The organism is Flavobacterium sp. W1B (assembly GCF_047344965.1).
Lineage (GTDB): Bacteria > Bacteroidota > Bacteroidia > Flavobacteriales > Flavobacteriaceae > Flavobacterium.
The window spans coordinates 601,671-613,305 of record NZ_CP178845.1 but is presented as its reverse complement, the minus strand read 5'-3'; the positions used below and the strand labels follow the sequence as shown (position 1 = coordinate 613,305).

Sequence of the window (11,635 nt, the reverse complement as noted above, 5' to 3'; positions counted from 1 at the left end):
CCAATTTAACCTATATAATAAAAATGAGTGAAGTAGCAGTGAAATCGAAACATCCAAAAGGTCTTTGGGTATTATTTGGAACCGAAATGTGGGAGCGTTTCAATTTCTACGGAATGCGAGCAATTCTTACCTTGTTTTTGGTAAACTCTTTAATGATGAAAGAGTCGGAAGCATCGTTAATTTATGGAGGTTTCTTGGGACTTTGTTATCTAACACCTATGTTGGGTGGTTTTATTGCCGATCGTTTCTTTGGAAACAGAAATTGTATTTTGTTGGGAGGATTAATGATGGCTATAGGACAGCTATTGTTGTTTACCAGTGCCAGTGTTTTTGGTTCAAATATGAGTTTGGCCAATACTTTAATGTGGTCAGCATTGGGAATTATTATTTTTGGAAATGGTTTTTTTAAGCCAAACATCTCAAGTATGGTTGGGAGTTTATATCCAAAACAAGAAAAAACCAAGCTAGATACTGCTTTTACAATTTTCTATATGGGAATCAATTTGGGTGCCTTTTTAGGGCAAACAATCTGTCCTTATTTAGGTGACGAAGTTGTAAATGGTGTTCAGAATATACATGCTTTCAAATGGGGATTCTTGGCGGCATCAATTGCGATGTTGATTGGAACAGCCGTTTTTTATGTATTGAAAAATAAATATGTTGTTACTCCAGAAGGAAAACCATTAGGAGGATTGCCATCTAAGAATGATGTAAGTGATTATGAAGAAGGCGAAGCTCAAAAAGCGGTTTTCTCAACACAAGCTTTGGTTGGTGCTGTTATTGCTTTTGTGATTTTGTTCTTTGCTTTCCGTTATATTTTAGACGGAGATAATTTTATAAAAACATTAATTTATCCAATTATTTATGCAAGTGGATTGACATTGGCAGGATTGATTATTTCTGATAGTTCGTTGACAAAAGTAGAAAGAGACCGAATTTTCGTGATTTATATTGTTGCCTTTTTTATTATATTTTTCTGGGCGGCTTTTGAGCAAGCAGGATCTTCTTTGACATTTATTGCAGCAAATCAAACCGATAGGACTTTTATGTTTGGATGGCAAATGCCAGCCTCGATGGTTCAGGTATTCAACGGAATTTTCGTTTTTGCTTTCGCTTTGCCTTTTAGTATTCTGTGGGATAAATTGAGAGAAAAAGGTAAAGAACCAATATCTCCGGTGAAGCAAGCAATTGGTTTAGCATTGATTGCATTGAGTTATTTTATAATTGCTTACAACGTAAAAGATTTAGGTAACAGTGGACTTCTAGCTATAAAATGGTTGATTCTTTTGTATTTAATTCAAACTTTTGCTGAGTTGTGTTTGTCACCAATAGGATTGTCTTTGGTAGGTAAATTATCACCAAAACGTTTTTCTTCCTTGCTTTTTGGTGTGTTTTTCTTGTCTAATGCTGCCGGATACGCTTTATCAGGTACTTTAGGCTCTATCATGCCAGCAACAGGAGAGAAGTTTGCAAAAGCTAAAGAATTGGGAGTTGACTTGCAACCAATTTTAGATAAAACGGTTGTTGCCACTCCAGAGCAATTACAGCTTTTAGAAACACATCAGATTAGCGCAACAAATCCAATTTTTGCTGGTTTTGAAATTCATAATCTTTTTGAGTTCTTCATGGTTTTTGTGATTTTAACAGGGATTGCAGCAGTAGTTTTATTTGCTCTGACTCCACTTTTAAAGAAAATGATGCACGGAGTTCGCTAAAATTTAACAACTATACACAATTACCTATCCGATTTATTTGGGGTAGGTAATTTTTTAATTTTAAACCTACTTTATTATGTGGAAGAACCACCCAAAAGCATTGCCGTTTTTGTTTCTGTCTGAAATGTGGGAACGTTTCGGTTATTATTTAATGATTGGAATCTTTACTTTATATCTAAAAGATGTAGAAGCTGGATTTGCCATGACTGAGAAAGAAGCTTCTGACTTGTATGGAACTTTCATTGCATTAGTTTTCTTGACTCCTTTCATCGGTGGTTTAGTTGCCGACAGATATTTAGGATATAGGAATTCGATTGTTCTTGGTGGATTGATGATGGGTGCGGGTTATTTTATGATGGGAATTCATAGTTTGACCATGTTGTATGTAGCCATGACGCTAGTTATTGTGGGTAATGGTTTTTTCAAACCGAATATTTCCACACTTTTAGGTAACTTCTATGACGAAGAGAAATACAAAGACAAGAAGGACGAAGGATACAATATTTTCTATATGGGAATAAATGTGGGTGCTTTCATCTGTAACTTCTTTGGTGCGGCCTTGCAAATACTTTTAGGATGGCAATACGCTTTTATGGCGGCAGGATTGGGAATGTTTATTGGCGTTATTGTTTTCCTAATGGGGACAAAACATTATGGTGATAAAACGGATAAAAAAGGAATTCAAGAAGGCGATATGCCGTTTTCAAAAATTGTGTTGTACATCTTAGTTCCGTCGGTTGTGTTTGGAGTTATTGGTTGGTTGATCAAAGGTGTGCAATCTGATATGAATTTAGACAGTGCTATTTTTGGTTCTGATAGTACCGATGCATTCATTTTTGCATGTATTCCGGTAGTTTATTTTTATGGAAGTTTATATTTTAAAGCAAAAGTAGAAGAGAAGCGACAAATAGGTGCATTGCTTTCTATTTTTGCCGTGGTTATTTTATTTTGGGCGGTTTTTAAATTGAATGGTTCTGCGTTGACAACATGGGCAGACCGTTATACCGACAGGGAAATTACTGGAACTACCCAAACGGTTTTCAATGGTTTGAAATTGGCTAAGGAAGTAGAATTCAAAAAAGATTCGACTGAATTGTATGATGCTAGTTTTAGACTGCAAAAGGAAAACGGCGAAGTGGTAAAAACAGTTGATTATCCGGTTTATTTTAGAAACGTAGCCGAAGACAAAAAACCTGCCGAAGGATCAAAAGTATCAATTTGGGCGACTAATTTAAGTCAGTCGATAAATCCAGGTTGGGTGATTATTTTGACTCCTTTGATTGTAGCATTTTTTACGTTTTTGCGTAGCAGAAGAAAAGAACCATCGACTCCAACAAAAATTGCATTCGGATTATTGATCTCGGCATTATCTGTATTGGTAATGGTTGCCGCGGTTCATATTGGTGGAAATGGTGCCGAAAAAGTGTCGGTTTGGTGGTTAGTTGCTAATTATGGAATTATCACCATCGGAGAATTATTTTTGAGTCCGATGGGATTATCGATTGTGTCCAAATTATCTCCAAAAAACATTACGGCTTTAATGATGGGTGGTTGGTTTTTGTCAACTTCAATCGGAAATAAATTAAGTGGCGTTTTGGCCAGTATGTGGGATCAATACGATGATAAAGCAAACTTTTTTTGGGTGAACTTTGGCTTGTTGCTATTTGCAACGGTACTGATGTTTGCTTTGGTGAAAAATTTAAATAAGGTGATGAAAGATCACGGAATCAATTAGTATGCAAACAATAGAAGAAATACAAAATTTTAAAGGCAAATATCCAAAACAATTGTGGTATTTGTTTTTCTCAGAAATGTGGGAACGATTCTGTTTTTACGGAATGAGAGGAATGTTAGTTATATTCATGGTAAATCATTTAGCCATGGATGAAGAAGTTGCAAATTTACAATATGGTGCTACTCAAGCTTGGGTTTATGCTTTTACCTTTATTGGCGGATTATTTGCAGATAAAATTCTAGGTTTAAGGAAGTCTCTTTTTTGGGGTGGAATTTTAATGATTATCGGAAGTGTCATTTTAGCAATTGATCCAAAAAATTTATTTTTTACTGGATTAGGGTTTACAATTGTAGGAACAGGTTTTTTTAAGCCTAATATTTCTTCTATGGTTGGACAACTTTATAAAGATAATGACCCAAGACGCGATGCCGGATTTTCATTCTTTTATATGGGTGTGAATTTAGGAGCATTCATTGGTGGATACATATGTATTGCTGTCGCTGAAGGTTCTCTATGGAAATCAATAGTTCCTGAGCATTTGCGTTGGAATGTAGGTTTTGGTTTTGCGGCTTTAGTAATGGTAATTAGTTTGTTAACTTTTACTCAAACACAAAAAAGTTTAGCAACTATTGGACTTTCACCATTACCAAATTTAGAAGCTTCACGAAGAAAATTATTGGAAAACTTAACTTATTTAGGTTCTGTTTTAATTATTCCAATTGTAATCATTATGGTTGCAAATACTGAATATACAGATTATTTCATGTATGCCATTGGTCCAATTTCCATTTTGTATTTGTTTTATGAAATGAGAAATTTTTCTATAGTTGAAAACAAAAAATTATTAGCGGCTTTAGTGTTTATCCTTTTTTCAATTGTCTTTTGGGCATTTTTTGAGCAAAGCGGTGGTTCTTTAAGTCTGTTTGCAGCAAATAACTTAAACAATACTGTTGCTGGAGTTACATTGAGTCCAAATGGAGTAAACAATTCTGCCAATTCTTTCTTTGTAATTACTTTTGCGGCTTTAGTTGGATTGGTTTGGTTATGGATGGCAAAAAAGAAAATTGAGCCTAATACAATCATAAAATTTGGTTTAGCCTTTTTGTTTTTAGCTGGAGGTTTCTGGGTTTTCTATTACACTCAGTTTTTTGCTGACGCTTCAGGAAGAACATCACTTGGGGTATTTGCGTTTGGTTGGTTTATTATCACTTTTGGAGAACTATGTTTGTCTCCAATTGGAATGAGCGCAATGACGAAATTATCGCCACAAAAAACACAAGCTGTAATTATGGGAATGTGGTTTTTAGCGAGTGCTTACGGTCAATATTTTGCCGGAATTTTAGGAGCAAATATTGCGAAAGCTTCAAAAAATGCAACTAATTTAGAAAAGCTAAACACCTATACTGATGGTTACTATCAATTAGCTATTTATGCCTTAATCGCAGGGCTTGTTTTAATCGCGATTTCTCCTTTTGTTAAAAAATTAATGCAGGAAGTAAAATAATATAAATATGACTCAGAATACAACAGACCAGTTTTTTAAAAATTCCGTTTTAGGGCATCCAGCCGGATTATTCGTTTTGTTTTTCACCGAAATGTGGGAACGATTCTCATTCTACGGAATGCGTTCTTTATTGATATTATTTTTAACAACATCATTTGCTGATGGCGGTTGGGAATGGACTCGTGAAAACGCATCTGCTTTATTTGGGTCTTATGTAGGTTTGGTCTATTTGTCAACAATGATGGGTGGTTACTTTGCCGATAAAGTGATTGGTTTTAGATGGGCGGTTGTCGTTGGTGCTGTTTTAATGACTCTCGGACACGCTTCGATGGCTGTTGAAACAGAGTTTTCTATTTATTTAGGATTATTGTTATTAGTTTTCGGGAATGGTTTTTTCAAACCTAATATGACTTCTATAATTTCCGAAATGTACAAAGATCGTCCGGAGAAAAAAGACGGAGCTTATACTTTGTTTTACATGGGAGTTAACGCAGGTGCTTTCTTCGGAATTTTGCTTTGTGGATACTTAGGAGAAAAAGTGGGCTGGAGTTATGGATTTGGACTTGCTGGAATTTTTATGTTCTTCGGGATGTTACAATTTTGGTTGTCACAAAATATTTTTGGTGAGATTGGTTTAAAACCAAATAAAGAGAGTGTTGCCAAAGCTGCTGCATTAGATACAGATAAAAGAAATCCTTTTACTCCTTGGCAGTTAGTTGTAATTGCAATGTCTTCGATATTGGGATTACTTTGGATTTTGAATGATCCTGCTTCTAAAATTTCTGGAGGAAAAGTAAATGTGTTTGGCTTTTTAGGTGCAAATGGTAATTCTATCGCAATTGTAACAGCCCTGGTTTTATTTATTATTTTGCTTGTTTATCGCTTTACGCAGTATTCTCAAATTACAAGAGAAAAATTAATAGCGGTTACTTTCTTTGCTTTCTTAACCATTTTCTTTTGGGCTATTTTTGAGCAATCTCCAAACAGTTTGACCATTTTTGCAAATGATTATACGAACCGAGTTTTGGAAGGAAATTGGAGTGTTGTTTTCTTGGTTATGAATTCCTTGATCACCATTTTACCTTTAGCTATTATTACCTTTGTTTTGTATTTAATGTTTAAGAAAACGTTCAAAGATTATGCTCTTGCTAATATTATTCTAAGCATGAGTTTTGTGATTATTTGGGCCATTGCAATTTGGATGTTGGCAAAGGATTATTATACGGCAGGTTATTTGTCATTATCTGATGAAACGCTAGCATTATTAAAAATTGAGAAAGTAACAACTGCTTTGACAGAAGTTCCGGCTACTTGGTTTTCGACATTGAATTCTTTGTTCATTATAACTTTGGCTCCTTTATTTTCAAAATTATGGGAAAGTAAATACAATCCGTCGGCTAATTTTAAGTATGGTATCGGTATGGGATTATTGGCAATGGGTATGGCTTGTATCGCTTTTGGAGCTAATGGAATTGAAGCGGGAGCAAAAACAGCTTCGGTAAGTATGATTTGGCTTATTTTAGTATATTTATTCCATACAATGGCTGAATTGTGTATTTCGCCTGTAGGTTTGTCTTATGTGAGTAAATTGGTGCCGGCAAGAATGATTGCTTTTATGTTTGGAGTTTGGTATCTAGCTGTGGCGATAGGAATGAAAGGGGCAGGTATGTTTGGTGAGAATATTGACAAAATTGCAAACGAGCACGGATTAAGCTATTTCTTTTGGATGTTAACTATCATATCGGTAACGGTAGGGGTGTTTTCAATTTTAATGGCACCAGTAATTAAGAAGTTAATGCATGGTGTTCGATAAGATTTTGGTTCGATTTTTGAGTTGAATAATTTTTAAAAAAAAATTTATGAAAAAGATATTTATAACATTGTTGCTTTTGGTGGGCTCTTTTGCAGTTGAAGCCCAAGAATTGGTTTGGCACACAGATGTCAAAAAAGCAATTGAAGTTTCTAAAAAAAATAAGAAACCCTTATTGCTGTTTTTTACAGGAAGTGATTGGTGTGGTTGGTGTATCCGATTGCAAAAAGAGGTTTTGAAAACGCCTGAGTTCGAAAAATGGGCTAAAGAAAATGTTGTTCTTGTAGAATTAGATTATCCGAGAAGAACTGCTCAAACACCGGAGCTTAAAAAACAAAACAATGAATTGCAACAAACCTTTGGAATTCAGGGATATCCGACGGTTCATTTTGCCAAAGGAACGAATAAAGGAGGCAAGGTAAATTTTGAAGGATTAGGAAGCACGGGTTACGTTGCCGGCGGTCCAGCTGCTTGGTTAGAAGTGGCTAACAAAATTATTAAGTCCAAATCATAAATTTTTTTAATTGGATTTTGTATTTATTTTATTACTTTTAGCGCATTGTAAATAATGTATACTATAATCATTATAGTTTAAAAAGTAATAAAGTAAACTGAATATCTGATGTGTAAAAAAATATTTTTGTCGTTTTTGATGTTGCTTTCTTTAAGCGTAGAAGCTCAAGTTTTAAATTGGAATACCGACATTAGCAATGCAATTACTGTTAGTAAAGAACAAAAAAAACCAATGTTGATTTTGTTTACAGATAATAATGCAGATAAGATTTTGGAATCCCAAATATTAAAAACCTTAGATTTTGCCCTTTGGTCAAGAGATAATGTGGTTTTGGTAAAGCTGGATTTGACTGATAATTCTTCAAATGAAAATATTGAACGAAATCAGTCGCTTAAAAAAGCTTTTGGAGTACAGAATTTACCTGAGATTTGTTTTTCAAATGCAGTGACTCGTAAAAACAAAATAAGTTATCGTTTATTGGGTAAAATAGGTTACAAGCCTGGAGGTGTTAAGGCTTGGATCGAAGATTCTAATAAAATTTTGAATGCCAAGACAGAAGAAGAATAAGTTTTTAATTCAATATATAAAATCCCTTTTCACCAGTTGAGTGGAAAGGGATTCGTTGTTTTTCACAACTCACTTTCCATATTTTTTGAATCGTTCTGTAATTGGATCCATCTGCAACAACGATTTTGGGTTTTAGATTTTGCAGTATTCTTTCTAAATTTACTTTTGGTGATTGGGTGAGTAATAGAATATCTGGATTTGAGTCTTTGGGATAAACGGCCAAGCTGTCTATAATAAGAATTTTATTTCCCTTAAAATAAAGCACATTTTTAATTTTTTCTTTTGCATTCAAAGTGCTAAAATTGCCCACTAAATAAGATTGGAGTACATTGTGGTTTTGATTGGACTTTAAGATGCTGTCATTGGCGTACAAAGCTACTTTATTTCCATAGCGCTCTGTAATTAGCGTATTCTTTTTTACGTTGTAAACAAGCCATTCTTGTTGCTGATTAATTTTCCATTGGTTTGTTATAAAGACAAGCTGGATGGTGATAATAGAGATTAATGCAATTGTAAGTTTTTTGAAATTGGGGTTTTGAAAAAAGACTATAAAAGCAATAATTGTTAAGTAGAAACTCGCTAATAAATAGGCGTTGAATGGAATATCTTTGATTATAAATTGTTCGAATGAAGCGATGAAGTTTACAATTTTGTTCAAGAAATAAATACTCCATTCAAATGGTTTTGTCAATAAAAAAGGAACGTAATCTAAAGAAGCCAATAACATCACCACGACTCCCAAAATCATTATGAAACTCAATAATGGAATGATGGCTATATTGGTCAGGAAAAATAAGCCTGGAAATTGATGAAAATAATAAATACTCAAAGGCAAAGTACCTATTTGTGCTGCAAAAGAAACGGTAAGTATTCCCCAAATATATTGTAACACTTTGGATTTTGGCGACCAGATAGTACTCAATAAAGGCTGAAACCAAATGATAAAGAATAAAGCGACATAGCTTAACTGAAAACCAACATCAAAAAGAAAAGAAGGTTGAAATAGCAGAATAAGGAAAATAGAAACCAATATAGTGTGGTAAATATTGACGCTTCTACTCAGGTAATAGCCTATTGCCACAAAGGAGAACATAGTTACTGATCGTACAACCGAAGGAGCAAGACCCGCCACTAATCCAAATAGGGATAAAGAGATCAATGTGATTAGCAGTTTCAATAATTTTCCTTTTTTTGTATTTGGGATGGGCTTCAGGATAAAGGTGACAAAAAGCAATATAAAGCCGATGTGTAATCCTGAAACCGACAATATATGAACAGCTCCGGCATATTGATAATCCCGAATAATTTCTGGTGAAATGTCCTGCTGTTGCCCCATAATTAATGCAACGGCGACATTTAATTCGGTTTTGTTGAATCCCTTTTTTTCTAAATTATGTATAATTGAGGAAGTAAATCTGGAGCTGTAATACCAAATATCCTTTTTTAAAGCAGAACTTATGTTTATTTGTTCATGATCTGCATACAATTGCGCATAGATTTGTTTGTTCTTTAAATAGGCTCCATAATCAAACTGGTTCGGGTTATTAGGAAGTTTGTGTTTGTATAACATTCCTTTAATGCGCAATATAGTTCCGGTTTCAAATGTATGGTTTAAACTGTCTTTTGGGATGTTTAGAATTATTCTTCCGGTATATTCTTTGGATCCTATATGATTTATAAGGGCAATATAACGGTAGTTATAGTTGGAGCTTTTTAGTTTTTCGCGAATAACTATTGATAGGATTTGCGGCTTCTTAAATACGGTTTCATTGTGGGTATAATTACTTTTTTGGTAAGAGTCTGTGTGAATAATTTGGGTCGTGACTCCAATAAGAAAAGATAAAAAATAAGTGGATAAACCAAAATAGATCCCTTTTCCAAAGGTGTTTTTTTGTAAAAAGTAGCTGATAATAAAGATAAAAAAGACAGCAATCAATAAACCAAATACAAATATTGGATTTGGTTTTAGATAAAAACCGGCTATTATTCCCAGAATAAAAGCCACTGTAATTCTCGCTAAAGGGAATTGCATCACTTTCATTGTTCTAAAGTACAGCTTTTTAGCGATAAAATGTACTTTATTTAAGGAAGCAATTTATTGTAAAATTCGATTTAATTGAACGAAAGAATTTTGATAATAAGGCTCTTTTGTAGATGAAATAATAACTCCTCTTGAGGTTGATGAATGCACAAAACGGATTTCATCATCCAGTACTTCAGTTACAATTCCAACATGGTTTATTTTTGATCTCTTATTTGTTTTAAAGAATATTAAATCCCCTTTTTTGGCTTTTTCGACATTCTTACCCAATTCAATTCCAATTTTTGACTGCTCAAAAGAACTTCTTGGAAGCTTGATGTCATACAAATCAAAAGTTGAATAAACCAAGCCGGAGCAATCGTAGCCTGATTTTGTTGTGCCTGCCATTTTGTAACGAATACCAATATTTTCAGAGGCTGAGTTTATTATTTGCTCAGCTAAAGAGCTAGCTTTTCCCGCATTCTTTTTAGAAGTCGAATTAGAGACGGCTTTAGAAGAATTACAAGAAGTAAAAATGATAAGTAATAATAGGAGTGATAATAATTGTTTCAAATGCGTATTTTTTTATAATCCGGAATTAGATTTTATTAGATTAAAATTATTTGAGATCGGCAACAATTAATTTGGCCGTTTTTTCGCTGGCTCCAATTCCGCCAAGTTTATTCTCCAGCAAATCATATTTCTCCAAGAGTTGTTTGCGGTATTGGGGTTCCAGTATTTTTTTTAATTCTCTTTTAATGTTTTTACTGTTAAAGTCATCCTGGATTAGTTCAGTCACCACTTCTTCATCCATGATAAGGTTTACAAGCGAAATGTATTTTAAGGTAATGATGCGTTTGGCAATTTGGTACGAAGCCCAACTTCCTTTGTAACAAACAACTTCCGGTACTTTGAAAAGAGCCGTTTCGAGCGTAGCCGTACCTGATGTGACTAAGGCTGCTGTTGCATTTTTTAACAAATCATAGGTTTTATTAGAAATAAAATTGATGTTTTCATTGGAAATAAAACTCTTATAAAAATCATATTCCTGACTCGGCGCGCCGGCAATTACAAATTGATATTCCGGAAAATCAGCTACTACACTCAGCATCACCGAAAGCATTTTGGTGATTTCTTGTTTTCTGCTGCCGGGAAGTAATGCTATAATTGGTTTTTCGTTTAAATGGTTTTCTGTTCTAAAAACTTCTGAATCAATTGCAGCTTGGTTGTGAATTGCGTCAATTAAAGGATGTCCAACAAATTCCACGGGATAGTTGTGTTTGTCTTCGTAGAAGTTTTTTTCGAAAGGCAAAATAACATACATTTTGTCTACATCGCGTTTGATAGCTGCAATTCTATTCTCTTTCCAAGCCCAAATTTGTGGAGAAATGTAATAATGTGTTCGGATGCCAATTTCTTTTGCCCATTTTGCTATGCGCATATTAAATCCCGGGTAATCAATAAAAATAATCGCATCGGGTTGGAACTCAATAATGTCTTTTTTACATATTTTGATGTTGCCTAAGATGGTTTTAAGATTGAACAGTACCTCGACAAAACCCATGAAAGCCAATTCTTTGTAATGTTTAACCAAAGTGCCACCTACTTGTTGCATTAAGTCGCCTCCCCAAAACCGGATGTCAGCATTTACGTCTTCTTTGTACAAAGATTTCATTAAATTAGAACCATGTAAGTCGCCTGAGGCTTCACCCGCTATAATGTAGTATTTCATTTTTGAGATTGTGATTGGGTTAAAAAACTTTCGTTACC

At 34.2% G+C, this 11,635-nt stretch carries 9 protein-coding genes; 6 read left to right on the top strand and 3 right to left on the bottom strand.

All coding sequences use genetic code 11. The annotated features are described in order from the left end of the window. Window positions 1-23 precede the first annotated feature (23 nt). From ACMDB5_RS02715 to ACMDB5_RS02690, 6 genes are all read left to right on the top strand, one after another. Window positions 24-1,715 (top strand): peptide MFS transporter, encoded by a 1,692-nt coding sequence (locus tag ACMDB5_RS02715; protein ID WP_413999486.1) that lies wholly within the window; start codon window positions 24-26, stop codon window positions 1,713-1,715. 76 nt (window positions 1,716-1,791) lie between these two features. Then, a complete protein-coding gene (locus ACMDB5_RS02710) occupies window positions 1,792-3,450 on the top strand; it encodes a peptide MFS transporter (RefSeq protein ID WP_413999485.1) in 1,659 nt (552 codons plus the stop codon). Window position 3,451: 1 nt separating this feature from the next. After that, window positions 3,452-4,954 carry a peptide MFS transporter gene (locus tag ACMDB5_RS02705; RefSeq protein WP_413999484.1) on the top strand — a complete coding sequence of 501 codons (1,503 nt, stop codon included), beginning with the start codon at window positions 3,452-3,454 and terminating at the stop codon, window positions 4,952-4,954. 7 nt (window positions 4,955-4,961) lie between these two features. Next, window positions 4,962-6,767, top strand: a complete 1,806-nt coding sequence (locus ACMDB5_RS02700) for a peptide MFS transporter (RefSeq protein ID WP_413999483.1) — start codon at window positions 4,962-4,964, stop codon at window positions 6,765-6,767. A 46-nt stretch (window positions 6,768-6,813) separates the two neighbouring features. Next, window positions 6,814-7,278, top strand: a complete 465-nt coding sequence (locus ACMDB5_RS02695; protein ID WP_413999482.1) for a thioredoxin family protein — start codon at window positions 6,814-6,816, stop codon at window positions 7,276-7,278. A 108-nt stretch (window positions 7,279-7,386) separates the two neighbouring features. After that, window positions 7,387-7,845 (top strand): thioredoxin family protein, encoded by a 459-nt coding sequence (locus tag ACMDB5_RS02690; protein ID WP_413999481.1) that lies wholly within the window; start codon window positions 7,387-7,389, stop codon window positions 7,843-7,845. Between the two features lie 4 nt (window positions 7,846-7,849). Here ACMDB5_RS02690 and ACMDB5_RS02685 read toward each other — a convergent pair whose 3' ends face one another. The 3 genes from ACMDB5_RS02685 to lpxB all read right to left on the bottom strand — a co-directional run bounded on the left by ACMDB5_RS02685 (window position 7,850) and on the right by lpxB (window position 11,597). After that, the gene (locus tag ACMDB5_RS02685; RefSeq protein ID WP_413999480.1) at window positions 7,850-9,877 is read right to left on the bottom strand and encodes a ComEC/Rec2 family competence protein; all 2,028 of its coding nucleotides are present in this window, start codon (window positions 9,875-9,877) and stop codon (window positions 7,850-7,852) included. Window positions 9,878-9,940: 63 nt separating this feature from the next. Further along, complete coding sequence (locus ACMDB5_RS02680) at window positions 9,941-10,438, bottom strand: C40 family peptidase (RefSeq protein ID WP_413999479.1); 498 nt, start codon at window positions 10,436-10,438, stop codon at window positions 9,941-9,943. Window positions 10,439-10,484: 46 nt separating this feature from the next. Continuing rightward, window positions 10,485-11,597 (bottom strand): lipid-A-disaccharide synthase, encoded by a 1,113-nt coding sequence (gene lpxB / locus ACMDB5_RS02675; protein WP_413999478.1) that lies wholly within the window; start codon window positions 11,595-11,597, stop codon window positions 10,485-10,487. Window positions 11,598-11,635: the final 38 nt, after the last annotated feature.

What these genes read in the sequence shown, in the direction of transcription:
- ACMDB5_RS02715 (WP_413999486.1), top strand. Translation starts at nt 24, where the DNA reads ATGAGTGAAGTAGCAGTGAAATCGAAACATCCAAAAGGTCTTTGGGTA.
- ACMDB5_RS02710 (WP_413999485.1), top strand. Translation starts at nt 1,792, where the DNA reads ATGTGGAAGAACCACCCAAAAGCATTGCCGTTTTTGTTTCTGTCTGAA.
- ACMDB5_RS02705 (WP_413999484.1), top strand. Translation starts at nt 3,452, where the DNA reads ATGCAAACAATAGAAGAAATACAAAATTTTAAAGGCAAATATCCAAAA.
- ACMDB5_RS02700 (WP_413999483.1), top strand. Translation starts at nt 4,962, where the DNA reads ATGACTCAGAATACAACAGACCAGTTTTTTAAAAATTCCGTTTTAGGG.
- ACMDB5_RS02695 (WP_413999482.1), top strand. Translation starts at nt 6,814, where the DNA reads ATGAAAAAGATATTTATAACATTGTTGCTTTTGGTGGGCTCTTTTGCA.
- ACMDB5_RS02690 (WP_413999481.1), top strand. Translation starts at nt 7,387, where the DNA reads ATGTGTAAAAAAATATTTTTGTCGTTTTTGATGTTGCTTTCTTTAAGC.
- ACMDB5_RS02685 (WP_413999480.1), bottom strand. Translation starts at nt 9,877, where the DNA reads ATGCAATTCCCTTTAGCGAGAATTACAGTGGCTTTTATTCTGGGAATA.
- lpxB (WP_413999478.1), bottom strand. Translation starts at nt 11,597, where the DNA reads ATGAAATACTACATTATAGCGGGTGAAGCCTCAGGCGACTTACATGGT.